Source organism: Amycolatopsis sp. NBC_00348, assembly GCF_036114655.1.
In the GTDB taxonomy this organism is placed as follows: Bacteria; Actinomycetota; Actinomycetes; order Mycobacteriales; family Pseudonocardiaceae; genus Amycolatopsis.
On sequence record NZ_CP107994.1, the window covers coordinates 2,975,054 to 3,000,850 of the forward strand.

The 25,797-nt window shown below is 71.2% G+C and carries 24 protein-coding genes; 6 read left to right on the forward strand and 18 right to left on the reverse strand.

What is annotated here, in order from left to right; all coding sequences use genetic code 11:
• Positions 1-37 precede the first annotated feature (37 nt).
• From OHS58_RS13115 to OHS58_RS13125, 3 genes are all read right to left on the reverse strand, one after another.
• Positions 38-4,459, reverse strand: coding sequence for a non-ribosomal peptide synthetase family protein (locus OHS58_RS13115; protein WP_328648392.1), 4,422 nt, complete (start codon positions 4,457-4,459; stop codon positions 38-40).
• Positions 4,460-4,515: 56 nt separating this feature from the next.
• Positions 4,516-6,306 carry a non-ribosomal peptide synthetase gene (locus tag OHS58_RS13120; RefSeq protein WP_328648393.1) on the reverse strand — a complete coding sequence of 597 codons (1,791 nt, stop codon included), beginning with the start codon at positions 6,304-6,306 and terminating at the stop codon, positions 4,516-4,518.
• Positions 6,307-6,735: 429 nt separating this feature from the next.
• Entirely contained in the window at positions 6,736-7,218 is a 483-nt protein-coding gene (locus OHS58_RS13125; RefSeq protein ID WP_247051767.1) for a MarR family winged helix-turn-helix transcriptional regulator, read from the reverse strand.
• Positions 7,219-7,442: 224 nt separating this feature from the next.
• On the opposite strand from OHS58_RS13125, the gene OHS58_RS13130 reads away from it, so the two are divergent.
• Complete coding sequence (locus tag OHS58_RS13130) at positions 7,443-9,731, forward strand: excinuclease ABC subunit UvrA (RefSeq protein WP_328648394.1); 2,289 nt, start codon at positions 7,443-7,445, stop codon at positions 9,729-9,731.
• A gap of 56 nt (positions 9,732-9,787) precedes the next feature.
• Entirely contained in the window at positions 9,788-10,963 is a 1,176-nt protein-coding gene (locus OHS58_RS13135; protein ID WP_326949596.1) for an LLM class flavin-dependent oxidoreductase, read from the forward strand.
• 4 nt (positions 10,964-10,967) lie between these two features.
• On the opposite strand, the gene OHS58_RS13140 is transcribed toward OHS58_RS13135, so the two are convergent.
• Both OHS58_RS13140 and OHS58_RS13145 read right to left on the reverse strand, forming a co-directional pair.
• Positions 10,968-12,155, reverse strand: coding sequence for an RNA polymerase sigma factor (locus OHS58_RS13140; protein ID WP_328648395.1), 1,188 nt, complete (start codon positions 12,153-12,155; stop codon positions 10,968-10,970).
• Positions 12,152-12,496, reverse strand: coding sequence for a YciI family protein (locus tag OHS58_RS13145; protein ID WP_328648396.1), 345 nt, complete (start codon positions 12,494-12,496; stop codon positions 12,152-12,154). Before OHS58_RS13145 ends, OHS58_RS13140 begins: the two co-directional genes overlap by 4 nt.
• Positions 12,497-12,566: 70 nt before the next feature.
• On the opposite strand from OHS58_RS13145, the gene OHS58_RS13150 reads away from it, so the two are divergent.
• Positions 12,567-13,613 (forward strand): site-specific integrase, encoded by a 1,047-nt coding sequence (locus OHS58_RS13150; RefSeq protein ID WP_328648397.1) that lies wholly within the window; start codon positions 12,567-12,569, stop codon positions 13,611-13,613.
• Between the two features lies 1 nt (position 13,614).
• Here OHS58_RS13150 and OHS58_RS13155 read toward each other — a convergent pair whose 3' ends face one another.
• Positions 13,615-13,779: a hypothetical protein gene (locus tag OHS58_RS13155; protein WP_328648398.1), complete on the reverse strand. Its 165-nt coding sequence runs from the start codon at positions 13,777-13,779 to the stop codon at positions 13,615-13,617.
• A 26-nt stretch (positions 13,780-13,805) separates the two neighbouring features.
• On the opposite strand from OHS58_RS13155, the gene OHS58_RS13160 reads away from it, so the two are divergent.
• Positions 13,806-14,315: a CGNR zinc finger domain-containing protein gene (locus tag OHS58_RS13160; RefSeq protein WP_328648399.1), complete on the forward strand. Its 510-nt coding sequence runs from the start codon at positions 13,806-13,808 to the stop codon at positions 14,313-14,315.
• A 101-nt stretch (positions 14,316-14,416) separates the two neighbouring features.
• Positions 14,417-15,193 (forward strand): SGNH/GDSL hydrolase family protein, encoded by a 777-nt coding sequence (locus OHS58_RS13165; protein WP_326949592.1) that lies wholly within the window; start codon positions 14,417-14,419, stop codon positions 15,191-15,193.
• Here the strand turns inward: OHS58_RS13165 and OHS58_RS13170 are convergent.
• The 6 genes from OHS58_RS13170 to OHS58_RS13195 all read right to left on the reverse strand — a co-directional run bounded on the left by OHS58_RS13170 (position 15,173) and on the right by OHS58_RS13195 (position 19,194).
• Positions 15,173-15,787, reverse strand: coding sequence for a TetR/AcrR family transcriptional regulator (locus OHS58_RS13170; RefSeq protein ID WP_328648400.1), 615 nt, complete (start codon positions 15,785-15,787; stop codon positions 15,173-15,175). The genes OHS58_RS13165 and OHS58_RS13170 overlap by 21 nt on opposite strands.
• The gene (locus OHS58_RS13175) at positions 15,768-16,244 is read right to left on the reverse strand and encodes an SRPBCC family protein (protein WP_326949590.1); all 477 of its coding nucleotides are present in this window, start codon (positions 16,242-16,244) and stop codon (positions 15,768-15,770) included. The genes OHS58_RS13170 and OHS58_RS13175 overlap by 20 nt, the downstream gene beginning before the upstream one ends.
• The gene (locus OHS58_RS13180) at positions 16,241-16,561 is read right to left on the reverse strand and encodes a metalloregulator ArsR/SmtB family transcription factor (protein ID WP_326953316.1); all 321 of its coding nucleotides are present in this window, start codon (positions 16,559-16,561) and stop codon (positions 16,241-16,243) included. The genes OHS58_RS13175 and OHS58_RS13180 overlap by 4 nt, the downstream gene beginning before the upstream one ends.
• 26 nt (positions 16,562-16,587) lie before the next feature.
• The gene (locus OHS58_RS13185; protein ID WP_328648401.1) at positions 16,588-18,117 is read right to left on the reverse strand and encodes an FAD-dependent monooxygenase; all 1,530 of its coding nucleotides are present in this window, start codon (positions 18,115-18,117) and stop codon (positions 16,588-16,590) included.
• A gap of 81 nt (positions 18,118-18,198) precedes the next feature.
• The gene (locus OHS58_RS13190; RefSeq protein WP_326953318.1) at positions 18,199-18,819 is read right to left on the reverse strand and encodes an acyl-CoA-like ligand-binding transcription factor; all 621 of its coding nucleotides are present in this window, start codon (positions 18,817-18,819) and stop codon (positions 18,199-18,201) included.
• A gap of 54 nt (positions 18,820-18,873) precedes the next feature.
• Positions 18,874-19,194 carry a hypothetical protein gene (locus OHS58_RS13195; protein WP_326949587.1) on the reverse strand — a complete coding sequence of 107 codons (321 nt, stop codon included), beginning with the start codon at positions 19,192-19,194 and terminating at the stop codon, positions 18,874-18,876.
• Between the two features lie 156 nt (positions 19,195-19,350).
• Here OHS58_RS13195 and OHS58_RS13200 point away from each other — a divergent pair, with 156 nt between their 5' ends.
• The gene (locus OHS58_RS13200) at positions 19,351-20,697 is read left to right on the forward strand and encodes an MFS transporter (RefSeq protein WP_326949586.1); all 1,347 of its coding nucleotides are present in this window, start codon (positions 19,351-19,353) and stop codon (positions 20,695-20,697) included.
• A gap of 63 nt (positions 20,698-20,760) precedes the next feature.
• On the opposite strand, the gene OHS58_RS13205 is transcribed toward OHS58_RS13200, so the two are convergent.
• The 6 genes from OHS58_RS13205 to OHS58_RS13230 form a co-directional block, all read right to left on the reverse strand.
• Positions 20,761-22,125 (reverse strand): SPFH domain-containing protein, encoded by a 1,365-nt coding sequence (locus OHS58_RS13205; protein ID WP_328649802.1) that lies wholly within the window; start codon positions 22,123-22,125, stop codon positions 20,761-20,763.
• Positions 22,126-22,213: 88 nt separating this feature from the next.
• Positions 22,214-22,687 (reverse strand): SPFH domain-containing protein, encoded by a 474-nt coding sequence (locus OHS58_RS13210; RefSeq protein WP_328648402.1) that lies wholly within the window; start codon positions 22,685-22,687, stop codon positions 22,214-22,216.
• A gap of 11 nt (positions 22,688-22,698) precedes the next feature.
• A complete protein-coding gene (locus tag OHS58_RS13215) occupies positions 22,699-23,133 on the reverse strand; it encodes an NfeD family protein (RefSeq protein WP_247051749.1) in 435 nt (144 codons plus the stop codon).
• Between the two features lie 84 nt (positions 23,134-23,217).
• Entirely contained in the window at positions 23,218-24,042 is an 825-nt protein-coding gene (locus OHS58_RS13220) for a DUF3097 domain-containing protein (protein WP_328648403.1), read from the reverse strand.
• 51 nt (positions 24,043-24,093) lie between these two features.
• Positions 24,094-24,981: an aminoglycoside phosphotransferase family protein gene (locus OHS58_RS13225; RefSeq protein ID WP_328648404.1), complete on the reverse strand. Its 888-nt coding sequence runs from the start codon at positions 24,979-24,981 to the stop codon at positions 24,094-24,096.
• Positions 24,981-25,796, reverse strand: a complete 816-nt coding sequence (locus OHS58_RS13230) for an SCO1664 family protein (protein WP_328648405.1) — start codon at positions 25,794-25,796, stop codon at positions 24,981-24,983. Before OHS58_RS13230 ends, OHS58_RS13225 begins: the two co-directional genes overlap by 1 nt.
• Position 25,797 lies beyond the last annotated feature (1 nt).

Consider the following 25,797-nt stretch of genomic DNA (forward strand, 5'->3'; position numbering starts at 1 on the left):
TTGAGCCGGATATCGGGAGCACGGGGACGAATCGGCGTCAGCCGGTGAATTCGCCCGTTTCACGGAAATAGCCGATCATTTTCGTGAACACGGCCGGGGTGATCTCCGGCCAGCACAGGCCCAGCCGGGCGAGCTCGCGCCCGGTGCGCTCGTTGCCGTAGACGTTGTCGCCGATGTCGAGGGCCCCTTCCTGGTAGAGCGGGGCCATCGCGGACAACGGGTTGTCCCGGTCGGCCAGCGCCGCGCGCCATTCCTCGACCGGGATTTCGCGCAGCGGGTAACCCAGCTCGCGAATGGCTTCGTAAACGACGTCGAAGGTCTTGATGCCGGGGTTGAACAGGTGCCAGGTGCCGTTCTCCGCCGGACGGGCCTTCGCCAGCCGGACCAGCGCGCGGCCGACGAAGTCGACCGGCAGGAGGTCGGTGTCGTGCTCCTCGGGCGGCGGGACGACGCCGAGGGCGAGGAAGCTCTTGACCTGCCGCCAGAGGAAGTCCTCGGACTGCAGCGCCCCCGTTTCGCTGTCGCCGGCGATCCGGCCGATGCGGTAGATCGTCACCGGCACCCCGCGGTCACGGGCCAGCCGCGCGACCTCCTCGGCGACCCACTTGCTCTGGGTGTAGCCGATCGTGAGGTCGTCGGAATCGTCCGGGACGTCGTCCTCGGTGATCGCCTCGGACCGCGGCTTCGGCGAGAACACCGCCACCGTGGAGGTGTAGTGCACCGGCTTGACCGGCCCGGACGCGGCGAACTCGACGATCCGGGCCAGGCCGTCCACATTGGCCTGTTTGACCGAGGCGTACGGCGCGACGAAGTTGATGTGCGCCGCCGTGTGGTGGATGGTCCCCACGCGGTGGGCGAGGTCGTCGTAGTCCGCTTCGGACAGTCCCAGCCGCTCGGCGGCGAGGTCGCCGGGGACGGCGGTGACGCGGTCGCGATCGAGGGACTTCCCGATGCCGTAGCGGTCGGCCGTCGCGGCGATCCGGTCCCACGCGGCGTCGGCGTCGGCGGCCCGGACCAGGCAGTGGACCCGGTCGGTGGTCTCGGTGAGCAGCTCGCGCAGCAGGTGGATCCCCAGGAACCCGGTCGCGCCGGTGAGCAGGACGTCCTCGGCGGTGGCCATCGGCGCACCCTCGGCGACGCGCACGTGGTCCGGCAGCCGGACGTCGGCCCGCAGGTCGACGCGGTCGCCGGTGTCCTCGCCGGAGCGCAGCGCGTCGATGCGCGCGGCCATCCCGCCGACGGTCGGGTTGTCGAACAGCACCCGCAGCGGCACGTCGACGTCGAACCGCTTGCGCAGCCGGTACATCAGCTCGGTGGCGAGGATCGAGTGGCCGCCCGCGGCGAAGAAGTCCTCGTCCAGGCCGACCCCGCCGGTGCCCAGCAGGTCGGTCCACGCTTCGGCGATGGCCTGCTCGGTCGGCGTCTCCGGTGGCCGCGACGCGGTCGTCGTGCCCGGGTCGAACAGGTCCGGCAGTGCCTTGCGGTCGATCTTGCCGCTGGGCGCGATCGGCAGCGCGGCGAGCCGCACGAAGTGGGACGGCACCAGGTAGTCCGGCAGCGTCCCGGACAGCGCGGCCCGCACCCGCACCGGGTCGGGCTCCCGTTCGGTGACGAGGTAGCCGATCAGGCGGCGGTCGCCGGCGCCGAACGTCACCGGGGCCACCGCGGACGCGCTGACCTCGGGCAGCTCGTTCAACGCCGCTTCGACCTCGGCCGGTTCGACGCGGTAGCCGCGGATCTTGATCTGGGTGTCGGCGCGCCCGAGGTAGTCGAACTCGCCGTGCCGGTCGTAGCGGACCAGGTCGCCGGTGCGGTAGAGGCGCCCGAACGGCGTCTCCACGAACCGTTCACGGGTCTGCTCGGGCAGCCCGTGGTAGCCCGGCGAGACCAGGTCGCCGCCGAGGTACAGCTCCCCCGGCACCCCGGGCGGGACGAGCCGGCCGCCGTCGTCGAGGGCCAGCATCGACAGGCCCCCGATCGGGCCGCCGATCGACGGCGCCTCCGGCCAGCCGGCCGGGTCGCCGCTCAGCTCGTGCGCGGACGCCAGGTGCGTCTCGGACGGCCCGTACATGTTCAGGAACCGGATTTCCGGCCGCCGCGCGAAGAACGCACGGATCTGCGGGGTGATCACCAGCTGTTCGCCGACGGAGGCGACCTCCACCAGGTCCGGGAACGGCTTGTCCTCGGCGACCGCGGCCAGCTGCTGCACCGCGACGTACGGCAGGTAGGTCCGGGAGATCCGGTGGTCACGCAGGAAGCCACTGAGCCGGTGCAGGTCCTTCTGCAGGTCCTCGTCGATCAGCACGAGCGTGCCACCGGCGCAGAGCGTCCCCAGGATCTCCATCACCGAGACGTCGAACGACAAGGTCATGTACTGCAACGTCCGCCCGGTCGCGCCGATCGGCGACGTCCGGCGTTGGTACTCGACGAGGTTGGTCACCGTCGCTTCGGTGAGCACGACGCCCTTGGGACGCCCGGTCGAACCGGAGGTGTAGATGACGTAGATCTCGTCGTCGCCGGTCTTCAGCCGCCCCAGATCGGTCTCGTCGGTGGCTTCCGCGTCCGCCGACTCCAGCACCAGCGCGACGCCGGAGTCCTCGAGCATGTACTCGATCCGCTCGGCCGGGTACGACGGGTCGACCGGCACGTACGCCGCGCCCGCCTTCAGGACACCCAGCAGCGCGACGACCATGTCCGGCGACCGCGGCACGTGGATGCCGACGCGGTCACCGCGTCCGACGCCCTTCGCCCGCAGGTCACGGGCCAGCCGGTTGGCGCGGCCGTTGAGCTCGCGGTAGGTCAGGACGCGGTCGCCGTGTTCCAGCGCGGGCGCGTCCGGGGTGACCGCGGCCTGCGTCTCGAACAGCTCCGCGACCGGACGGCGGGTGGTGTCCTCCACCGGCGGCGCGCACCACGCGAGCACCTCCTGCTCCTGCGCGTCCGACAACAGCCCCAGCTCACCGACGGTGCCGCCCGGGTTCGCGACGAGCGCTTCGAGAAGCCGGACGTACCGGTCGCCGAACTCCTCGACGGTCTCGCGGTCGAACAACGCCGTGTCGTACTCGAACACCCCGCGCAGCGCCGTGCCGTCCTGCTCGACGATCAACGAGAGGTCGTACTTCGAGCTGCGGCTGACGTAGAGGTCGAGGTCGGCGTCCAGGCCGAGCCGGTCGAGGGCCGCCCAGTCGGAGTCCGGCAGCACGAACATGGTCTGGAAGACCGGTGCGTGGCTCGGGCTGCGGGGCGGGTTGACGCGCTCGATGACCTTCTCGAACGGCGCGTCCTTGTGCCGCAGGGCTTCGGTGATCTCGGTGCCGGCCTGCGCGTACAGCTCCCGCAGCGGCTGGTCACCGCGCACGCCGTGGCGGAAGACGACCATGTTGACGAAGTAGCCGAGCATCCCGGCCGTCTCGGGCAGGTCCCGCAGCGAGACCGGGCTGCCGATCAGGACGTCGTCCTGGCGCGTGTGCCGGTGCAGGAACGCCGCGTACGCGGCTTCCAGCAGCATGAACAGTGTGACGCCTTCGTCGGCGGCCAGGGCGCGGACCCGCTCGGTCAGCTCCGGCGGGAGGTCGAACCGGACGATGTCGCCGCGGTGCGACTGCTCCAGCGGCCGCGGCCGGTCCGTCGGCAGGTCCAGCAGCGGCAGCGGCCCGGCGAGCCGCTCTTCCCAGTACCCCAGCAGGTCGGCCAGCTTGTCGTCGCGGACGGTCTCCCGCTGCCGGCGGGCGAAGTCGCGGTACTGCGGCCGGTCCGGGCCCTCGTCGAACGGGTCCCCGGCGAGCGCGGCGTGGTAGCGGGTGAACCACTCGGTGAGGAACACCCCGGCCGAGGCCGCGTCGAAGACGATGTGGTGGATGCTGCAGACGACGTGCGTCGGCCCGTCCGGCTCGGCCGCGCAGACCACCTTGACCAGCGGGCCGTTCCCCAGGTCGAACTCGGTGTCGACGACCTCGGCGACGACGTCGTCCAGCGGCCGCTCGACACTCAATTCGACGGTCGAGAAGTCGGCGGCCGGGTCGGGGTTGACCTGCTGGAAGACCTCGCCGCCGTCGGCGGTGAACGTCGTGCGCAGGATCTCGTGCCGGGCCAGCACGGCCCGCAGGCTCTCCTGCAGCACGGCGGTGTCCAGCGGGGTCTTGACGGTGAACACGAACGGCGCGTTGTAGGCCGCCGGCCGCGGCGAGTACTGGTCGATGAACCAGATGCCGCGCTGGCCGTAGGAGGCGGGGGCCGGGCCGCTGTCGTGGCTCGCGGTGAGGCCGGGCGGGCCGCCGCGCAGGTCGTCGATGTGCCGGGCCAGGTCCGCGGGGTCCTCGTGGCGCCGGACGTCCTCGGCCCCCAGAGTGATCCCCAGCAGCGCACCGAGCAGCCCGGCGAACTGCTCGTGACCGGCCACACCGTCGGCGGTGACGCCGGAACGGGCCCGGCGGATCACCGACTCGAGTGGGTTCTCCATGGTGTCAGTACCTCTCCGATCATCGCGGCCCCCCGTGCGTCGGTTCGGTCTGCCGCTCACCTGGCGGCGGCGCCGGCCCGCAGGGACTCGACGTGCTCGGCAAGCTTGCGGACGGTGCCGTGCCGGAAGACGTCCTCGGGCCGGACCTCGACCGCGAAGACCGACTGCAGGCCGGAAGCGAACTTCACGAAGTGCAGGGAATTGCCGCCGTGCCCGACGAACGGGTCGGTGACCGAATAGTCGTCACTGCCGATGATGTCGCGCCACATCTGGAGAATGACCGTTTCGAGAGGGTTCGACATGCGTTGCTCCTTTTCTGCTCGGGGATCTTCCGACGAACGGGCGCGCGGGTCGTGCAGTGCGGCCCGGTCGATCTTTCCGTTGAGGTTCGCCGGCATCGCGTCGAGCCGGCGGAAGTCCGACGGGATCATGTACTCCGGCAGGGAATCGGCGAGCTGCGCGATCAGTTCGCCGGTGCCGATTTCCTGCCCGCTCCACGTCGTGTAGAACGCGACGAGGCTCTTTTCGTTCGCTTCGTTCCCGAACGCCTTGACCACGGCGTGCTCGACGTCGTCGAAGGACTTCAGGGCGAGTTCCACGGCGCTGGTTTCGACACGGAACCCGCGGATCTTCACGAGACTGTCGGACCGGCCGACCAGGACGACGTCGCCGTCCGGGGTGAGCCGGGCGAGGTCGCCGGTGCGGTAGCGGGTGCCGCCGTCGACGAACTTCTCGGCCTGAGCCTCCGGCAGGTTCAGGTAGCCGTTGGCGACGCCGGTGCCGCCGATGCACAGCTCGCCGACGTCGCCGGGCGGGCACGGCTTGAGGTCCTGGTCGAGCACGTCCATCGTGACGCCGGTCAGCGGCTTGCCGACCGGCACCCGGTCGAGGTCGCGGACCGCCGGCGTGATCGGGTACAGCGAGGAGATCGCGGAGTTCTCGGTGCAGCCGTAGCCGTTGAAGATCGCGGCGGTGGTGTGCTCGGCCGCGGTCGCCAGGTGCGCCGGGGACGGGAAGTCGCCGCTGACCATGATCACGCGCAGCTGCCGCAGGGCGTCGAGTTCGTTGTCGACCAAGAGGTTGAACAGTCCACAAGGCAGGCTCAGCACGCTCACGCCGTGCTTGGTGATCACGTCACGCAGGTCGGACAGCGACGGCAGGCCGGGCGGCAGCAGGACGAGCTCGGCGCCGTTGAGCAGGGTCAGCCAGAACTCGTTGCCGGACGCGGCGAACGAGAACGCGGCCAGCTGCACCAGGCAGTCGTCCGGCGTGATCGTCAGCTTCGGGTCCGCGACCGCGAGCCGGGCGAGGCCGCGGTGGGCGAGCCGGACGCCCTTGGGCCGGCCGGTGGAGCCGGAGGTGAACAGGACGAACGCGTCGTCTTCGGCGGCCGGCGCCTGGTCGAGGTTGTGGTCCTCCTGGGACGCGCTTTCCTTCATCAGGTCGGCGACGTGCGCCTGCCGGACCGGCAGGTCCGCCTCCGCCAGCGACGGCTGTCCTTGGTGGACCACCGTGCGCAGGCCGGTCTCCTCGACGATGTGGCGGATCATCTTGGCCGGGTAGGCCGGGTTGAGCGGGACGACGCAGCCGCCCGCCTTGAGCACCGCGAGCAGCGCGACGACGAGGTCGGCCGAGCGGTCCAGGTAGAGGCCGGCCGGGGCGCCGTCACGCACCTGCGTCAGGCGCAGCGTCCGGGCCAGCCGGTTGGCGCGGGCGTTGAGGTCCGCATAGGACACTTCGGGGCCGTCACCGCTCAGCGCCGTCCGATGTGGACGCAGCGCGGCGGCGCGTTCGAACAGCCGTGGCAGCACAAGCTCGGGCACGGCCGGGTTCCCGTCGACGGGCATGGATCCCCCTGTTCGGTGCCGATGGCGATCGCCTTTACCGCAAGGAAGCGGCACTAATGATCAATTCAGGCGAGATGATTTCTTTTCAGCAACCAGTATGCAAACGGCCCGGAAGCCTGTCAACCGCGGGCAATATCAATGACCCAGCGTTGCCTTTATCGCCTGAAAACGATTACCCGAGAAATTGTTTATCGCCGCGAATTCGCGCGCGTACGGTACCGGCCATTGCGGTCACGGCAACCCGGGCGCGGGAATCCGATGTGGATTGCCGACGGTCAGCGGTGCGCACTGGTCCGATCGGCGGAGAGGCGCCACGCGGGCGCCGGCGTGCACAAGGGGTGACGTCGGCGCGAGCGCGTTTGAGCCGGTCACGGCCGGGGAAACCGTAACGGGACGTGAGCGTCTGGGGGCCAGGCGTGACCGCGCGGATCAGACGTCGCGAAGCGGGAAAGGCTGGGGTGTGGAGTGCAGTGCGTCGGCGACCTTCTGGCAGAGCTCGGCGAAGAGCTGCGCTTCGCCCGATGTGAGCGCCACGCCGGCGACCTTGGCCGTCTCGCGGCGGCCCTGAGCGGCCCGCATGAGGAACTCTTCGCCCTCGGCGGTCAGCGAGGTCGTCTGCTCGCGCCGGTCGGTGCCGCGGGAGGCCTGCTCGATCAGGAACTGGTCCTTGAGCACGCGCAGCACCTTGGACGTGCTCTGGCGCGAGATGCCCAGGGACTCGCCGATCGCCGACGGCGTCAGCGGGCCGTGGATCCGCAGGGTTTCGAGCACGTCGTACTGCGACCAGGTGATCTTCTCCGGCGTCGCGCGCGTACGCCGCGCCACCAGCACGCATTGCATGTACGACAACGCGTTCTCGAGTTCGCCGGGCGGGCCCGGCGGAGCGGTCGGGGAACCGTGGAACTTGGTCATAACCCACCTCCGCTTTCGAGGGAAAGCGCACCGCAATCGGAAAGCCCGAGGATATCATCTTCCGTTCGCGCACAGGCCATACGGCGCTCGCGATACACCTGCCGCCGGTCCGTCACCCGGCCGTGACGGACTCGGGATGGTAAAGTGATTGCCCGAAGGCAATCAATCGTCCGATCGACCACCGGGTCGCGTGGCTTCGGCCCCGGGACGAGGAGGCGCAGGTCATGGCGAACCGGCAGACCCGCCGCACCGGCGGCCACATCGTGCTCGAAGGTGCGTGTGAGAACAACCTGAAGAACGTCTCGCTCTGCATCCCCAAGGGCGAGATCACCGTGTTCACCGGCGTATCGGGCTCGGGGAAATCGTCGATCGTGTTCGACACGATCGCGGTCGAGTCCCAGCGCCAGCTCAGCGAGACCTTCAGCTGGTTCATCCGCAACCGGCTGCCCAAGCACGAACGCCCGCGCGCGGAACGGATGTCGAACCTGTCGACGGCGATCGTGGTGGACCAGAAGCCGATCGGCGGCAACGCCCGCTCCACGGTCGGCACGATGAGCGAGATCCACGCGATGCTGCGTGTGCTGTTCTCCCGCTACGGGAAGCCGAGCGCGGGGTCGTCGAACCTGTACTCGTTCAACGACCCGCAGGGCATGTGCGAGGAGTGCCAGGGCCTGGGCAAGACCACCAAGCTGGACCTGGACCTGCTGATCGACCGCGACAAGACGCTCAACGAGGGCGCGCTGGACTCCCCGCTGTTCGCGATCGGCACCTACATGTGGCAGCTCTACGCGCAGTCCGGACTGTTCGATCCGGACAAACCGCTGAAGAAGTTCACGAAGAAGGAATGGGAGCTGCTGCTGCACGGCGGTGGCTTCCGGGTGGACCGCTCGGGCAAACGGCAGAACTACTCGAACGAGTACGAGGGTGTCGTCGTCAAGCTCAACCGGCGATACCTCAAGAACGGCCTCGACACGCTCAAGGAGCGCGACCGCCGCGAGGTGGAGAAGATCGTCGCCGCCGGCCCGTGCGCCGTCTGCAAGGGCGGCCGGCTGAACCAGGCTGCGCTGGCGTCGAAGATCAGCGGCAAGAACATCGCCGACCACTGCGCGCTGGAGGTCAGCGAGCTGATCGCCGAGCTGAAGGCGATCGACATCCCGGCGGCGAAGTCGGTGCTCGCGGGCGCGCTCGCGGCGCTGGAACGCGTCGAGTCGATCGGGCTGGGTTACCTCAGCCTCGACCGGGAGACCTCGACGCTCTCGGGCGGTGAGGGCCAGCGGCTCAAGACGGTCAAGCACCTGGGCAGCAGCCTCACCGACCTCACCTACGTCTTCGACGAGCCGAGCGTCGGGCTGCACCCCCGCGACGTGCACCGGCTCAACGAGCTGCTGTGCGCGCTGCGGGACAAGGGCAACACGGTGCTGGTCGTCGAGCACGACCGCGACGTCATCGACATCGCCGACCACGTCGTCGACATGGGCCCCGGCGCGGGCACGCACGGCGGTGAGGTCGTGTTCGAGGGCACGGTCAAGCAGCTCCGCCGCTCCTCGACGCTCACCGGCAAGTGCCTGACGCACATCCCGGGGCTCAAGGAGGGCTTCCGCGAGCCGACCGGGCAGCTGCCGATCGAGAAAGCCGACCTGCACAACCTGCACGACGTGTCGGTCGACGTCCCCACCGGCGTCCTCACCGTGGTCACCGGGGTGGCGGGCTCGGGCAAGAGCACGCTGATCTCGGGCTCGTTCCGCCGGCAGCACCCGGACGCGGTGATGATCGACCAGTCGGCCATCGGGGTTTCGACGCGGTCGACGCCGGCGACCTACCTCGACGTCATGGACGTGATCCGCAAGCTGTTCGCCGAGGCCAACAACGCGCAGCCGGGGCTGTTCAGCTTCAACTCCGAGGGCGGCTGCCCGGAGTGCAAGGGCCGCGGGGTCATCGAGACCGACCTGGCCTACATGGACCCGGTGACGACCGTCTGCGAGGCCTGCGACGGCCGGCGCTACCGCCCCGAGGTGCTGGACAAGACGTTGCGGGGCAAGAACATCGTCGACGTGCTCGCGCTGACCGTCGAGGAAGCCCTCGGCTACTTCACCGAAGAGCCGATCACGAAGAAGCTGGAACTGCTGACCGAGGTCGGGCTGTCGTACCTGACGCTGGGCCAGCCGCTCTCGACGTTGTCCGGCGGTGAGCGGCAGCGGGTCAAGCTCGCGCACCGGCTGCGCGAGACCGGCAACGTCTACCTGTTCGACGAACCGACCACCGGGCTGCACATGGCCGATATCGGGCACCTGCTGGACCTGCTCGACCGCTTGGTGGACGGCGGCAACACGGTCGTGGTGATCGAGCACGACCTCGACGTCGTCAAGCACGCGGACTGGGTGATCGACCTGGGCCCGGAGGCCGGCCGCCACGGTGGCCGGGTGCTGTTCGAAGGCACGCCGGAGAAGCTACTCAAGGACAAGAAGTCCTACACCGCCGAATACCTGCGCGCGGATCTCGAACACGCCAAGTGATTTTCGGCGTTTCCCGTTGACCTGAAAGAAGAACGACTATCCGATAGGAGATGCGCATGTCCCGTGGCACCACGAAGGACCGCCTCCCCGACGGGCAGCTGCGATTCGGTTTCATGTGGCTCAGCTCGCCGACCCCCACCGCGACGTCCAAGGCGGTCGCCGACCGCAACCCGGACGCCCTCGACCCCGCCACGCAGATGGACCTGGCCCGCCGGGTCGAGGACATCGGCATGGACTACGTCTTCTTCGCCGACGGCTACATCACCCACGGCGAGAACAGCGCGCGCATCGGGCACGCGCAGCCGCACATCTCGGCGCCGATCTACGCACCCGTCGTGATGGCCGCAACGCAGCACATCGGCGTCGTCACCACCATGCACACCCGCTACCTCTCCCCCGGCGTCATCGCCCGCCTCGGCGCCAACCTGGACGCGCTCAGCGGCGGCCGCTGGGGCTGGAACATCGTGCCCGGCTGGAAGACGCCGGAGGCCGAGCTCCTCGGCGCGCCCACCGACACCGACCACGACCTGCGCTACAAGATCACCACCGAAGCCGTCGAAGCGGTCAAGACGCTGTGGGCCGCGCGCGGTGAGCACGTCGAGTTCCACGGCGAGTACCACGACCTGCGCGGCAGCCTGATCGGCCCGCACATCGAGCAGCAACCGTGGCCGTGCCTGTTCAACGCCGGCGTCTCGGCCGCCGGGCAGGAGCTGATCGCGGGCACCTGCGACTTCGCGTTCACCCCGCTGCCCGACGACTACTCGAAGGTCCGCAAGACCGTCGACTCGCTCGCCGAGCGCACCGAAGCGGCCGGGCGGTCACCGCTGGACGTCAACATGGCCGGCGCGGTCGGCGTGCTGCTCGGCCGGACCGACGCCGAGGCCCAGGAGAAGTTCGAGTGGGTCCGCGACTCGCTCGACATGGGCGCCGCCCGCGACATCGCGACGGAACTGATGGGCGGCAGCGAGACCTACCAGGAGAACTACGAGGGCGAGTTCGACGACATCGCCCGCACGATCGGTCTCGCGTGCGGCAGCAAGGTGCTGGTCGGCTCGCCGGAGACGGTCGCCGAGCAGCTGCTGGACCTGCACCACGAGACCGGCGTCCGCGGGTTCATGTTCCTGCCGGTGATGTACGACGCCGAGCAGATCCGGCTGATGGGCGAGGTCTTCCCGTACCTGCAGAAGGCGAACGTCTGGACGCCGCCGGCCGAACGTGGCTGGAGCTGGTGACACGCTAGCCGCACGCGGCGAGTTTTCGTTCCAGCAACGCTCTTTCCGCGGCGTTGCCGGTCAGCTCGATCGCCGTCGTGTACGCCGTGACCGCGTCCTGCCGGCGCCCGAGGCGCTCGAGCAGGTCCGCTCGGATCGCGTGGTAGAGCGGGAATCCGCCGAGGTCGAGGTCCTCGACCAGGATGAGCCCGGCGGCGGGCCCCTCGACCTCGGCGACGGCGATCGCCCGGTTCAGCGCCACCACCGGAGTCGGGGTGAGCGCGAGGAGCTGGTCGTAGAGCTGCTTGACCTGCGCCCAGTCGGTGGGGGCGTCGCTGTGGACGGCGTTGATCGCCGCCTGGATCTGGTACGGGCCCGGCTGGTTCCGCCGCAGGCAGCGGCGGACGATCCCCTGGCCCTCGGCGATCAGGCCCGCGTCCCAGCGGGCGCGGTCCTGATCGGCCAGGAGGACGAGGTCGCCGTCGGCGGTGGTGCGGGCGCCGCGCCGGGAGTCGACGAGCAGCATCAGCGCGAGCAGGCCCCAGACCTCGGGTTCGTCCGGCAGCAGGCCGGTGAGGACCCGGGTGAGGCGGATCGCCTCACGGCACAGGTCTTCGCGGACCAGGTCGGCGCCGGCGCTGGCGGTGTAGCCCTCGGTGAAGATCAGGTAGAGCACGGCCAGCACTGCCGCCAGCCGGTCGGGCAGGTCGGTGTCCTGGGGGACGCGGTACGGGATGCCGGCGTCGCGGATCTTGTTCTTCGCGCGGACGATGCGCTGGGCCATCGTGGCCTCGCCGACCAGGAACGCGCTCGCGATCTCGGCGGTGGTCAGGCCGCCGAGCAGCCGCAGGGTGAGCGCGACCTGGGCGGCGGGGGCCAGCGCGGGGTGGCAGCAGGTGAAGATCAGCCGGAGCCGGTCGTCGGGCACGGCGCCCTCTACGACGGACTCGGTCTCGGCGTGCAGCAGCGCGGCCTGGGCGTGTTTGTCCTCGCGCGCGGACTCGCGGCGCAGCCGGTCGACGGCCCGGTTGCGGGCGGTGGTGATGATCCAGCCGGCCGGGCTGGGTGGCTGCCCGGACTCCGGCCACCGCCGGACGGCTTCGGCGAACGCGTCCTGGACGGCTTCCTCGGCGATGTCGATGTTCCCGAAGACCCGCACCAGCACGGACACCGCTCGCCCGTACTCGGCGGCGAAGACGCGTTCGACGCTCATGTGCCGTCGGCGAAGGGCCGCACCTCGACCGGCAGCGGCGCGACGGCGTCGGCGAGCCGGCGGCCCCACGCCAGGGCGGCGTCGAGGTCGGGCGCGGTGATGATGGTGAACCCGCCGAGGTGTTCGCGGCCTTCGGCGAAGGGCCCGTCGGTGCGGAGCGGGTCCCCGGCCCGCACCACGGTGGCGTTCGACGGCGGGTGCAGTCCCCCGGCGAACACCCAGGCCCCGGCGGTCTTGAGGTCGGCGTTGAGCGCGTCGAGCTTCCCGGTGACCTCGGCGAGCACGTCCGGCGGCGGGGTCGGGCCGTCGGGCTGGTAGATGCTGAGCAGGTAGTGTGTCACGGCAGGATCATGGCACGACGACCCGCGCGGGCTCCGGCCCGCGGAGATCGACATCCCGTAACCTCGGCGGGTGCCTGGCGACCTGGAACCGGTGACCGACGCGGCCCTGGCCGCCGCGAGTCCGGCGGACCGGCTCGCGCTGCTGGACGAGGCCGCCACGCGGCACGTCGACGGGCAACGGCCGCCGAACACGCTCAAGGCCTACGCGCAGGACTGGCAGGTGTGGCAGGACTACACCGCCGAGGCCGGGATCCCGCCGCTGTCGGCGTCGATCGGCGCGCTGACCGGGTTCGTCGTGTGGCTCGAACGCGGGCGGACGCTGCGCCCGGACGAACGTGTCGTACCCGAGGTGCCGGAGCGGGCCGCCCCGGCGGCGCCGTCGACGATCGAACGGCGGCTCACCGGCGCGCTCGCCGGGCTGCGGCACCACAAGGTCGTCATCGACACCGAGGCGAGCCGGGCGGCCTGGCGGGCGTTGAAGGGCTACCGGCAGCGGCTCGCGCGCGAAGGCGTCAAGCTCGGTCGCGGCAAGGCCACCATGGTCACCCTCCCCGACCTGCGGGCGATGTCGCGGGCCTGCCCGGACACCCTCGCCGGCGCGCGCGACCGGGCGATGCTGCTGATCGGGTTCCCGATCGCCGCGCGGTGCTCGGATCTGGCGAATCTGCTGGTCACCGACGTCGAGCCGGTCGACGACCGGGGCCTGGCGATCACCGTGCGGCACGGCAAGAGCACCGGTGACATGGTCGTGCCGCGGCGGGAGAGCCCGGACACCGACCCGGTCCGGGCGTGGCACGCGTGGCGCTCGGGCGCCGGGATCGGCGACGGGCCCGCGTTCCGCCGGGTCGACCGGCACGGCAACGTCGGCGTGCCGGCGCTGAGCACGACCGGCGTCAACCAGATCCTCACCCGGGCCGGCGTCCGCGCCGGGCTGCCGTACCCGGTGACCGGGCACTCCCTGCGGTCCGGGTTCGCCACGGAGGCCCGCCGCGCCGGGGCCGACGACCTCGCGATCGCCGACCAGGGCCGGTGGGTGCGCGGCAGCCGCGCGCTGTACGAGTACATCCGCCGGGTCGACCAGTGGGACGACAACGCGGCGGGCGTGCTCGACCTCTGACTCACCGGGTCAGCTGCCCTTTCGTCGCGCCGACGACTTCGCCGTCGAGGCGCGCGAGCCAGCTGCCGCAGACGCAGCGCACGTACTCGAGCCGGTGGGAAACGGGCTGGGCCGCGGGCAGTTCGGCGAGCGGCCAGCCGCAGCGGGGGCAGCGGGTGGTGTCCATACCCCCGATCGTGCTGTAATGACTCAGTGCACTTCAACCCTTACGGCGGACCGGCCGCACAGGTCGCCGCCGACCTGGTCAACGCGGGGTCGGCCAGCGAGCTGTTCGACGCGATGGCCGGCAACGGCATGTCCATCGCCGCGCTGACCGGCGACGAGGCCGCGCGCATCGGCGCCTGGGCCGCCCGGCTGCGGCCGGTGTTCGCCGCGACGCCGGCCGAGCGCGTCGACCTCGTCAACGCGCTGCTCACGGAGTCGGCGTGCCGGCCGTACATCACCAGCCACGACGGCAAGCCGCCCCACCTGCACTACTCCGAGGAGGACGCCGGCCCGGTCGGCCGCGTCCGCGCCTACACCTCCGGCGGCCTGGCCCACCTGGTCTGCGAAGCGCCGGACCGGCTCGGCATCTGCGGCCGCGACGGCTGCGAAACGGCGTACGTCGACACCTCGCGCAACGGCCGCCGCCGCTTCTGCTCGACCCGCTGCGCGACCCGCGTCCACGTCGCCGACCACCGCGCCCGGCAGCTCACGGCCTAGTTCCGCGCGACAGGCGAGGACCATCAGGAAGGACGTCTCGTACCACGCCGGAGCGGAACCGGGTCTCCGGGTGATCGGCGTCGCTGCCTAGACTGGATCTCATGAGCAAGCGCTTAGTAGCACTGGGGGACTCGTTCACCGAAGGCGTCGGGGACGACGATCCGGCCGCTCCCAACGGTGTGCGCGGCTGGGCCGACCGCACCGCCGAGGAGCTCGCGGCCCACGAGCCGGGCTTCCGGTACGCCAACCTCGCCATCCGCGGCAAGCTGATGGGGCAGGTGCTCGCCGAGCAGCTCGAGCCGGCCCTGGCCATGGCGCCCGACCTCGTGACGCTCTACGCGGGCGGCAACGACCTGATGCGGCCCAAGGTCGACATCGACGCGCTGATGGACGCCTACGAGACCGCCGTCGCCCGGATTCGCGCGACCGGGGCCCGGCTGGTGCTGTTCACCGGGGTCGACGGCGTCGAGGACCCGCTGTTCCGCACGATCCGCGGCCGGGTCGCGATCTACAACGAGCACGTCCGCGGTATCGCGGCCCGCCACGACGCGCTGCTGGTGGACATGTGGGGCATGCGGCAGCTGCGCGACCGGCGGCGCTGGGCGCCGGATCGCTTGCACCTCAACGCTTTCGGCCACACCGAGGTCGCCATCGCGGTGCTCGACGCCCTCGGCGTGACGCACCCGCTCACCGCGGCCGTGCTGGGCCCGCGCGAGGTGCTCAGCCCCGCCGAGCGCCGCAGCCGGAACCTCCGGTGGGCCCAGGAGCACGCCGTGCCGTGGGTGCGGCGCCGGCTGCGCGGTGAGTCGTCCGGGGACACGATGACCGCGAAGCGGCCCACGCTGGAGCCGATCGGCTCAGCCGCGCTCCCCCGCTGACGCGCGGGGGCGGAGGCCGTCGAAGAGGATCGCCACGGCCCGGTCGCGCAGGCGCGCGTCCGGGCCGGCGTACTCGGCGGCCCGCGCGGTGCCGATGATCACCGTGATCAGCTCGCCGACGACGAGGTCGTCGCGGACCGCGCCGACACCCTGTGCCCGCGAGAGCAGCACGCCGAGCGACTCGATCAGCCGCGCGCCGATGTCGGACTCCGTCTTCGGCACGGTGACGCCGGCCGCGGTGAGTGCTTCGAAGTAGGCGTTCTTGGCGCTCGACATCTCGATCCAGCTGGTCAGGAACGCGAAGAACGCGCCACCCGGGTCGCCGGACTCCGCCGCGACGACGGATTCGGCCTCGTCGACGAATCGCTGCAGCCGCGCGTAGAGCACCGCTTCGAGGAGGGCTTCCTTTGTCGGGAAGTGCCGGAAGACGGTGCCGATGCCGACCCCCGCGGCGCGCGCGACCTCTTCGGTGGGTGCCCCGGTGCCCTTGGTGGCGAAGACGCTCTCGGCGGCTTCCAGCACGCGGGCCCGGTTGCGCCGGGCGTCGGCTCGCAGCGGCTTCGACTCGGTGGGATCAGCGGCGGCGGGGGTCACCACCCGATGGTAGCTGTGCCTCGTCGGTCAGCGTGTCCAGCAGCCGGGCCAGGGCCCGCGGCACGTGGGAGCGCCAGCCGCCGCCCATGATCCGCCGGGACATCCGCTGGAACTCGTCGTCGGGGTCGAACCCCTCGTGGCTGAGGAAGAGCCGGGTGCCGGTGCCTTCGGGTTCGAGGCGCCAGGTGACCGTCCACTGCGGACCCCAGCGGATGCTGAGCTTGCGCTCGGGCTCGACTTCGAGCACCTCGCAGGCCACCGGCCCGCCGGCGAACCCGGCCGCGGGCACCGGCTCGGCCAGCAGCTGGAACCGATGCCCCACCACGGGTTTGATGTCGTTGGGCATGCTGATCCAGCGTTCGAGCAGGTCCGGTTCGGTGAGCGCGCGCCACACCTTGCGGGCCGGGTGGGCCAAGAACTGGTCGACGTGGATCGCGGTCGGGTCGTCGTCGGTCACAGGTCCTCTTCCCGGTCGAGCAGGTCACGCAGGTTGGCGAGTTTGCCGCGCCAGAAGCGTTCGTACGGGGTGAGCCAGTCCGCGACCTCTTCGAGCGGGGCCGCTTCCAGCCGGTAGACGCGGTTGCGGCCGTGGCGCTGTTCGTCGACCAGGCCGGCCTCCCGGAGCACCCGCAGGTGTTCCGAGAGGCTGGGCCGGGCCATCTCGAACCGCTCGGCGATCGCGCCCGCGGCCATCGGGCCGTCGAGCAGCAGCCGCAGCACCTCCCGCCGGGCGGGGCTGGCCAGTGCGGCGAAGACGTCGTCGTTGACCGGCATGCGCCCGACAATACGTAGGAGATATCCTACATGTCAACCGGGCTGCCGAACCACCGCTCCAAAGCCGCCCGAAGGGCCTTCCGATCGGTGTCGTCGGGATCCGTCGCGCTCGTCGCCCAGGCGACGTACCCGTCGGGCCGGATCAGCATCGCGGTCGCCTCCTGGCCGGCCTTCCCGGTGACGACGTCGACGCGGCCGGCCCAGCCGGTCACCTCGTCACCGAGCGAGGCCGCCGGGGTCAGGTCGAGCAGCAGCGGCCGGGCCGTCCTGGTCAGCTCGGCGAGGCGGATCCCGTTTGCCAGCACCAGATCCGGGGCCCAGCGGCCGTCGAGCGGGTGGGCGGTGCCCGGCTCGTAGCGGATGTCGGCGCCGGACATCAGGTCCGCGATGTGCTGCACGGTGCTCGGCTGCCGCAGCAGCTCGCCGAACAGCTCCCGCAGCGCCGTGACGTCACTGCCCGGCGCGATCAGCGCCGACTGGGCCTGGGAGTGCATGACGACCCGCTCCGCGACCGGGCGGCGTTCGGCCTCGTAGGTGTCGAGCAGCCCGGCCGGCGCCCGGCCGCCGATCTCGGCGGCGAGCTTCCAGCCGAGGTTGACCGCGTCCTGCAGACCGAGGTTGAGCCCGGGCCCGCCGATCGCGGAGTGGACGTGCGCCGCGTCGCCGACCAGCAGTACACGACCGGCGCGGAACCGGTCGGCGAGCCGGGTGTTGCGGCCCTTCAGCCGGCGCAGCAGGTGCGGGCCGTCGCCGTCGGGCGGGCCGATCGGCAGGTCGAAGCCGAGAACCCGGTGGACGCTCGCGCGCACCTCGTCGAGGGTCACCGGGCGGTCCTCGTCGTCCTCGGCGTCGTCGCCCCACTCGATGGCGGTGACGCCCGTGCCCGCGGCCAGCGGCGCGTAGACGAAGAGCCCGTGTTCGGTGCGGTAGTGGAACAGCGGCGGGATCACGCCGTGACCCGGCACGCGCAGGCCGCCGGTCGCGGCGTCGATCATGTCCGCGGGCACGGTGGCGCTCGCGCTGTAGGAGATCGTGCGATCGTCGGTGACGCCGGGGAACCCGATCCCGGCGAGCTTGCGGGTGACGCTCTTGCCGCCGTCCGCGCCGACGACGTACCGCGTGGTCAGCGCGTAGGGCCCGTCCGGGCCGGCGACCTCGACGGTGACCTGCTCGTCGTCCTGGGTCAGGCCGGTCAAGGCGTGGCCTCGGCGGATCTCGACGCCGAGTTCGGCCGCGCGCTCACCGAGTGCGGCTTCGATCCGCCGCTGCGGGACGGGGAGGATGTTCAGCGGGTTGGGCTCGGCGAGGGTGAGGTCGAGCCGCAGGGCGCCGAACACGAAGGCGGGCACGGGCGGGCCGATCGGGCCGGCCAGCCGCTCGTGCAGGCCGCGGCGGTCGAGCAGGCGCACGACCTGGCCGACGAGCCCGTTCGCGCGGGGCGTCGGGCTCGGTTCGGGCAGTGCCTCGAGGACGATCGGGTGGACTCCGGCCAGGGCCAGCTCGCAGGCGAGCATGAGGCCGTTGGGTCCGGCTCCGGCGATGACGACGTCTTCCATGGCGAAGCTCCTTGCAGTGGAAAGAAAAGGGCATGACGAACTCGCCCGGCGGGTGCCGGGCGCCCCAGGTGGTGCGATAGGTCAGCGCGGTTCGGGCAGGCCGGCGGCGAGCCGGCCGAACACGTCCCGCAGCAGGGCTTCCATCGACGGCGGCGGGTCGGTGCCGAGCCACTGCTGGATCACGACGTGGTGCGCGGCCCCGACCACGGCCGCCACCAGCTGCGGGTAGACGTCCGTGGCGGCATCGGTGCCGGTGCGTTCGGCGACGGCGAGGGCGAACTCGGCCTCCCCCGCGGTCACCGCCTTGTGCATCTCGCCCTGCAGCGCGGGCTCGGCGACCATCAGCCGGACGCCCTCGATCCACGCCTGGTCCGGCGCGCGTCCCTGCCCCTGCTCGCCGAGCGCGAACCCGGTCAGCACGGCGTGGGTGACGGCCTCCCAGAGCGGCTCCCCGGCCGGCCGCTCGCGCAGCGCGGCCGCGATGGCCCGCGACCGGTCGTACTGCCGGGCCGCGATGGCCTCGCCCTTGCTGCCGAAGTAGTTGCTGAAGGTCCGGGTGGACACCCCGGCCGCGGCGGCGATGTCCTCGACCCGGACGTTGTCCAGCCCCCGTTCGACGGTGAGCCGGATGGCCGCCCAGCTCAGCGCGACGCGCGTCTCCTGCTTCTTGCGCTCACGGAGGCCGCCGGTGTCGAGGTCCATGACTCCAAGGTACAGAAACTTGCCGAATCTGCAAACCTGCCGATTCGGCAAGTTTCAGCCGCGCTCCCGGCCCGGCAGCGGCACCCCACCGAGGAACGCCTCGTACGGACCGGCCGCGTCAGCGTCGACCGCCGGCGAGCCGGGGCCGTAGCGACCGTCGGTCCGATCGCGCTTCGGCCCGGACAGCCAGAACTCTTCGCCGCTGTCGACGTCGACGAAGTTGGCGGAGGACAGGCCCCACCAGCGCCGCAGGGTGCGGCCGTGGACGTAGGCCGTCTGCCAGGTCTTGGAGAACCGGACCCACGCAATCCACGACGGGCCGCGATCGGTGTCGTAACCCGTCTTGAGCTGGAGGTACATAACCCGGCGCGCCATGAGGTGAAGGTAACCGGCGCGGCATCGACCCCGCGCGAGGTTTTCGCGCGCGCCGGGAGTCCTTCACGGCTTGAACAACTTCTCGGTCATCGATCGCCGAATTCGTCGAGGACCGTCACACTGTTGTGTGACGTCGGTCACCGGAGGTGTTGATAGATGGTCCTCGGAGACAATGGAATCACTCACAAGGTGGAGCCGGACAGCAAGTCAGGGCGGGTGCAAGTACGGCGTGCGGCGCTGGCGAGCTCGATCGGCACGACCATCGAGTGGTACGACTTCTTCCTCTACAACACCGCGGCCGCCCTGGTTTTCCCGCACCTGTTCTTCCCCGCGTCGAGCGCCTACGCCGGGGCGATGCAGTCGTTCGCGACCTACGCGGTCGGCTTCGCGGCCCGCCCGGTCGGGGCCGCGATCTTCGGGCACTGGGGTGACCGGATCGGGCGCAAGACGACGCTGATCGTCACGTTGCTGCTGATGGGCATCTCCTCCGGCGTGGTCGGGCTGCTGCCCGGGACGGCGGCGATCGGGTTCGCGGCACCCCTGATCCTGGTGCTGCTGCGGCTGGTCCAGGGCATCGCGATCGGCGGCGAGTGGAGCGGCTCGGTGCTGCTCGCGATGGAGTGGGGCGACCAGAAGAAACGCGGGCTGCTCGGCAGTTTCGCGCAGATCGGCGTGCCGGTCGGGCTGGTGCTCGGCACCGGCGGCATGACGCTGCTCTCGGCGACGCTCTCCCCCGCGTCCTTCGACTCCTGGGGCTGGCGGCTGCCGTTCCTGGCCAGCCTGATCCTGGTCGCGATCGGCCTGGTGATCCGGCTGAAGATCCTCGAGACGCCGATGTTCGCCAAGCTCATCGAGAAGGGCGAGACCGCGAAGACGCCGGTGCTCGACGCGATCCGCCAGCACTGGCGCGAGATCCTGCTCTCGTCCGGGGTGCGCTTCAGCGAGCAGATGCCGTTCTACCTGTTCACCAGCTACGTGCTGATCTACGTCGTGGCGCGCCACGACTTCAGCAAGACGTTCGTGCTCAACGCGGTGCTCGTCGGCGCCGCGCTGGAGCTGCTGATGATCCCGTTGTTCTCGCAGCTGTCCGACCGGTACGGCCGCAAGAAGGTCTACCTGACCGGGGTGGTGCTCACCGGGCTGATCGCGTTCCCCTACTTCGCGATCCTGACCAGCGGCGGGCACGCTCTGGTGTTCGTGATCGTCGTCGTGTCGTTCATCCCGCACGCCCTGCAGTACGGCCCGCAGGCCGCACTCATCGGCGAGAGCTTCCCGACGCACCTGCGTTACGGCGGCGCGGGCCTGGGCTACCAGCTGGCGTCGGTGTTCGCGGGCGGGCCGGCGCCGCTTCTGGCGACGTGGCTGCTGCACCAGACCGGGACGCCGTACTCGATCTCGGGTTACATCGTGCTGTCGGCGATCGTCTCGGTGGTGTGCGTGATCTGGCTGAAGGACCGTTCACACGCCGACATCGACGACGCGAGCGTCTACCGCCGGGCCTGAAACGCCGCGAAGGCCTCCTTACCGGCCATAAGAGCCGGTAAGGAGGCCTTCACGGACCAGACGTCAGCGGCGCGGGCCACCGAACGGGGGCTGCTGCGGGAACGGCCCGCTGCCCGGGTTCTGCTGCTGGCCGCCGAACTGCCCCGGCGGCGGGGTCTGCGGCGGCGGGCCCTGGTAGGACCCACCCTGCGGCGGACCGGAGTGCTGCTGCGACTGCAGGGGCGACTGCGGCTGGGGCAGGCCGGCGGGCGGTGTCGACGCCTGCTTCGGCGGTGCGGGGGTCACCTCGGTGCCGCGGTCCTCGTCCGCCTCGGGCTCCGGCGCGGGAGCTTGCTGCTGCTGTTGCGGACGCGGGATCTGCGGCCGCGCGGGCGGCGCGCTGCTCGGCACCCCGAGCGCCGGGACCTCCTGGCGCGCCACGGCTTCCGCGGCCGCGACGGCTTCGGCGACCTTCGGGTCGCTCTTCGTCTCGAACCAGTCGGCGACCTCTTCGTCCTCGAGCTCGGGCTTGGCCGGGACGTCGTCGTCCTTCGCCGGCTCGTAGCGGAAGACGCCGTCGTCGCCCGGAGCGCCGAGCGCGCGGGCGAAGCCTTCGAGGGCCTTGCCGTAGTCGCTCGGGATCATCCAGACCTTGTTCGCGTCGCCCTGCGCCATCTGCGGGAGCGTCTGCAGGTACTGGTAGGCCAGCACCTCCGGCGTCGGGCGGCCGGCCTTGATCGCGGCGAACACCTTCTCGATCGCCTTCGCCTGGCCCTGCGCCTGCAGGTAGCGCGCGGCGCGTTCACCCTGCGCCCGCAGGATGCGCGACTGCCGCTCGGCCTCGGCGGCGAGGATGGTGGCCTGGCGGGCACCTTCGGCCGAGAGGATCTGGCTCTGCTTCTGGCCTTCCGCGGTCTTGATCGCGGACTCCCGCTGACCTTCCGCGGTGAGGATCATGGCGCGCTTCTCACGGTCGGCGCGCATCTGCTTCTCCATCGAGTCCTGGATGGAGGGCGGCGGGTCGATCGCCTTGAGCTCGACGCGGCCGACGCGGATGCCCCAGCGGCCGGTCGCCTCGTCGAGCACGCCGCGCAGCTGGGTGTTGATCGAGTCGCGCGAGGTCAGCGTCTGCTCGAGGCTCATGCCGCCGACCACGTTGCGGAGCGTGGTGGTGGTGAGCTGCTCGACACCGACGATGTAGTTCGAGATCTCGTAGACCGCGGCACGCGAGTCGGTGACCTGGAAGTACACGACGGTGTCGATCGACACCGTCAGGTTGTCCTCGGTGATGACGGGCTGCGGCGGGAACGAGACGACCTGCTCGCGCAGGTCGATCCGGGCCCGTACCTTGTCCAGGAACGGAACCAGGAAGGTGAGGCCCGGTGACGCCACTGTGCGGAACCGGCCCAGCCGCTCGATCACGGCCGACTGCGCCTGCGGCACGACCATGATCGCCTTGGCCACCACGATGATCACGAACAGGACCACCGCGATGACGGCTATGAGCGCTGCTGTCCCCAAGAGACCTTCTCCTTACCTAGTACCATTCTTGCGCGGTTGACGGCGTTCCGGGTGCCGCGGGCGGACGCACCGTGAGCTCGAGCTCCTTGGTGGTGATCCCCCAGCGTCCCGTGGTGTCGTGCAGGACCGTCCACACTGTACGGTGCAGGTCCTCCGGTGCGGCGACGGCACGCTCGGCGGTCGTCAGCCCGGTCTCCTGCCGCAGCGCGGTCAGGGTCAGCTGTTCGATCGCGACGGCCGGGTTGCCGATTTCGTAGGTGGCCAGCCGCGGGTCCGTGACGGCGAAGGTGACCTCGAACCCGACGAGGACCTCGTGCCCGTCACCCGCTTCGACGGCCCGTGGCGGGCACGACAGGATCTGGTCGCCGAGGTCGACGCGGGCCCGGACGCTGTCGGCGAACGGGGTCACGAAGTGCCGGCCGGGGCCGAGCACGGTGCGGAACCGCCCGAGGCGCTCGATCACCGCGGCCCGGCCTTCGGGCACGCGCACCAGGCCGAGGCTCACAGCTCGGCCGACACGACGGCGGTGGCCCCGGCGATCTCGACCACGGTGACCGCGGTCCCGGGGGCGATCGGCTCGTGCTGTTCGGAAATGCTGCGCGCGGACCAGACGTCCCCGGCGAGTTTCACCTGCCCCGCTTCGAAATCCACTGTGGACACCACGACGGCGCGGGCGCCGATGAGCGCGTCGATGCCGGTGCGGTGGCCGGTGCCGGCGAAGAACCGGCGTTTCAGCGCGGGCCGGACCAGCACGAGCATCCCGACCGAGGTCACGGCGAACACGACGGCGTCGATCAGCAGGTTGCCGGTGAGCACGTCGGAGCCCGCACCGAACAACGCGGCGACGCCGAGCATGATCAGCACGAAGTCGCCGGAGAGGACTTCCGCGATCATCAGGGCGATGCCGACGATCAACCAGACCACTGCCCATGCCATGGCTTCATGCTCTCAGATCGTGCCGGTTAGCACCGGCGGAGTGACGGGACGTGACCCACGCGTGACCTTGGACAAATCAGACATTCAGCCTTCTTTAGCCGGCTCCGTCGTCGGCTCCGTGACGAAGTCGATGAGCCGCTCCACGGCCCCGATGAGCGGGGTCTCGAGGTCGCGGAAACTGCTCACCCCGCTCAGGACACGTTGCCAGCCTTCGAAAGGTTGCCCCCATCCGAGCGCGTCGCAGATCCCCTGCTTCCACTCGGTGCCGCGCGGGATCTTCGGCCACGCCCTGATCCCGACCGCCCCGGGCCGCACGGCCTCCCAGACATCGATGTACGGATGGCCGGTGACCAGCACGTTCTCGTCGCGGACGCCCGCGACGAGCCGGGACTCCTTGCTGCCGGGCACGAGGTGGTCGACCAGCACGCCGAGCCGCCGGCCGGGGCCGGTGCCGAACTCGGCGATCCGGTCGGAGAGCACGTCGACGCCGTCGAGCGGTTCCACGACGACGCCTTCGACGCGCAGGTCGTGGCCCCAGACGCGTTCGACCAGCTCGGCGTCGTGCTTGCCCTCGACCCAGATCCGCGAGTCGCGGGCGACGCGCGCCTGCAGGCCCTGGACCTTGACCGAACCGGACGCCGACACCTGCTTGACCGGCGCCTGCACCGTCTTGACCGGCACGAGCGTCACCGGCTTGCCCTCCAGCAGGAACCCGGCGGGCTCGAGCGGGAACACGCGGTGGCGGCCCTTGCCGTCTTCGAGCACGACGTTGCCGTACTCGATCTTGATCACGGCACCGCAGAACCCGCTGGCCGGGTCTTCGACGACCAGGCCGGGCTCGGCGGGGACTTCCGGCACCTTCTTGCGGCGCCGGCCGGCGAGCACGTCGTCATAGGAGTGGGAGCGCACGACCAGCGAAGGTAGTGGCCGGAGCGACCCCGGTGGGTGACGCCACGCCGGTCAGCGCGCCATCTGCAGCAGGGCGTCGGTGAACGGCGTGTGCTCGCCGCGGCGCAGCGGGCCGTGCGCGAGCAGCGGGGCCAGCGCGACGCACCAGGCGTGGACGCGCTCGACGTCGAGGTGCGGCACGTGCGGCGCGAGCAGGGTGATGCCGTCGTCGATCGTGCCGCCCGCCGCCATCGGCAGGAAGGCCCAGTCGACGGCGTCCATGGCCGGGTCCCCGACGCTGGGGCGCGGGTCGATGGCGACCACGCCGCGGCCGGGGCCCGCGTCGAGGACGTTGCCGGGGTGCAGGTCGCCGTGCACGACCGCGATCGAGCCCCCGGTGGCGGCCAGGGAGAGCGCCCGGTCCCGGGCCCTGGCCAGCAGTTCGCGGGTCAGGTGAGGCTCGGCCGCCGAACCGGGAACGGTGCGGTCGGTGATGTCGTACATGAACGTCACCCGGTCGGTCAGCGACGGGAGGCCGGCCGGGGGTGCGACGCCGTGCAGCTGGGTGAGCAGGTCGCCGATCTCGGCCCACGGGACGTCCCGGCCACGCAGCTCGGTGCCGGGGACCAGGCCTTCGAGCAGGATGGCGCCGGCGTCGAGATCGGTGTCGAGGACCTGCACGGCGCGGGGGCAGCCGGTCCACGCGCGCAGCCCCGCGGCCTCGAGCCGGGCGATCTCGGGGTCCGGGGTCAGCTTCAGGACCTGCAGGTCACCGCCGGGGCCGGTGCACAGCAGCGTGCGGCCGGTGTTGCCGGGCCGGGCCTCGCGCACCTCCAGCCCCCAGCGGGCGCTCAGCCGGGCCACCAGGTCCGGGAGGGCGTCGCACCACGGGCCGGCCACGGCCGCGCCGAAGCGGGTCACGAGCCGGGCGCGCGCGGCGTCGTCGAGGACCGCCGTCATCAGAACAGGGGCCAGGGAACCGCGCGCCAGTCGTCGCCGGGCTCGGGGAAGATGCCTTCCGCGAGCAGCAGGTCGGTGCGCTCGGCCAGGGCCCGGATCTCGAACCTGGTGATGTGCTCGGCCAGCTGTTCGCCGAGCTTCCCGTCGATCTCCGAGCGCAGCTTCCGCAGCTTCTCGACGGTGTCCGGCGGCACCGGCTCGCCGATCCAGCCCCAGAGCACGGTCCGCAGCTTGGGGTCGGTGTGCAGGCAGATGCCGTGGTCGACGCCGTAGACGCGGCCGTCGACGCCGGGCAGCAGGTGCCCGCCCTTGCGGTCGGTGTTGTTGACGACGATGTCGAGCACGGCGAGGTCGCGCAGCCCGGGGTGGTCGGCGTGGGCCAGCACCGCGGGCTCGCCGAACCGATCGTGGGCGTGCAGCACGACCCGCCAGCCCTCGGGCAGCTCCTCGGGGGCGCGGACCTCGACCAGGTCGTCCTCGGTCGTCTCGATCCACAGCTGGACCATGCCGGGGCCGAACGGGCCGTCGCGCAGCACGGTCGGCGGGATCCCGCCGATGCCGCTGGCCTCGGCGATGATCGCGGTGGCGACCTCGCGGCCGGCGAGCGTGCCGTCGGGGAAGTCCCACAGCGGCTTCTCCCCCGACACCGGCTTGTACACCACGGTGCCGGTGACGCCGTCGAGCTCGATGGCGCAGAACAGCGTGACGTTGGAGGCGTCGACGAGCCGGCCCTCGACGTCGATGCGGCCGTGCGTGACGAGCTCACGCGACGCCGGGTCGGCCGGGTCCGGCTGTGCCACCGGCGTGTCGGCCATG

Bases quoted from the DNA above. Each gene is read 5' to 3' on its own strand.
- OHS58_RS13195 (WP_326949587.1), bottom strand. From the start codon at position 19,194: ATGGCGCGCCGGGTTATGTACCTCCAGCTCAAGACGGGTTACGACACC.
- OHS58_RS13165 (WP_326949592.1), top strand. From the start codon at position 14,417: ATGAGCAAGCGCTTAGTAGCACTGGGGGACTCGTTCACCGAAGGCGTC.
- OHS58_RS13200 (WP_326949586.1), top strand. From the start codon at position 19,351: ATGGTCCTCGGAGACAATGGAATCACTCACAAGGTGGAGCCGGACAGC.
- OHS58_RS13180 (WP_326953316.1), bottom strand. From the start codon at position 16,561: ATGCCGGTCAACGACGACGTCTTCGCCGCACTGGCCAGCCCCGCCCGG.
- OHS58_RS13230 (WP_328648405.1), bottom strand. From the start codon at position 25,796: ATGGCCGACACGCCGGTGGCACAGCCGGACCCGGCCGACCCGGCGTCG.
- OHS58_RS13135 (WP_326949596.1), top strand. From the start codon at position 9,788: ATGTCCCGTGGCACCACGAAGGACCGCCTCCCCGACGGGCAGCTGCGA.
- OHS58_RS13115 (WP_328648392.1), bottom strand. From the start codon at position 4,459: ATGGAGAACCCACTCGAGTCGGTGATCCGCCGGGCCCGTTCCGGCGTC.
- OHS58_RS13190 (WP_326953318.1), bottom strand. From the start codon at position 18,819: ATGGACCTCGACACCGGCGGCCTCCGTGAGCGCAAGAAGCAGGAGACG.
- OHS58_RS13185 (WP_328648401.1), bottom strand. From the start codon at position 18,117: ATGGAAGACGTCGTCATCGCCGGAGCCGGACCCAACGGCCTCATGCTC.
- OHS58_RS13225 (WP_328648404.1), bottom strand. From the start codon at position 24,981: ATGACGGCGGTCCTCGACGACGCCGCGCGCGCCCGGCTCGTGACCCGC.
- OHS58_RS13125 (WP_247051767.1), bottom strand. From the start codon at position 7,218: ATGACCAAGTTCCACGGTTCCCCGACCGCTCCGCCGGGCCCGCCCGGC.
- OHS58_RS13215 (WP_247051749.1), bottom strand. From the start codon at position 23,133: ATGGCATGGGCAGTGGTCTGGTTGATCGTCGGCATCGCCCTGATGATC.
- OHS58_RS13130 (WP_328648394.1), top strand. From the start codon at position 7,443: ATGGCGAACCGGCAGACCCGCCGCACCGGCGGCCACATCGTGCTCGAA.
- OHS58_RS13140 (WP_328648395.1), bottom strand. From the start codon at position 12,155: ATGAGCGTCGAACGCGTCTTCGCCGCCGAGTACGGGCGAGCGGTGTCC.
- OHS58_RS13205 (WP_328649802.1), bottom strand. From the start codon at position 22,125: ATGGTCGTGCCGCAGGCGCAGTCGGCCGTGATCGAGCGGCTGGGCCGG.
- OHS58_RS13155 (WP_328648398.1), bottom strand. From the start codon at position 13,779: ATGGACACCACCCGCTGCCCCCGCTGCGGCTGGCCGCTCGCCGAACTG.
- OHS58_RS13120 (WP_328648393.1), bottom strand. From the start codon at position 6,306: ATGCCCGTCGACGGGAACCCGGCCGTGCCCGAGCTTGTGCTGCCACGG.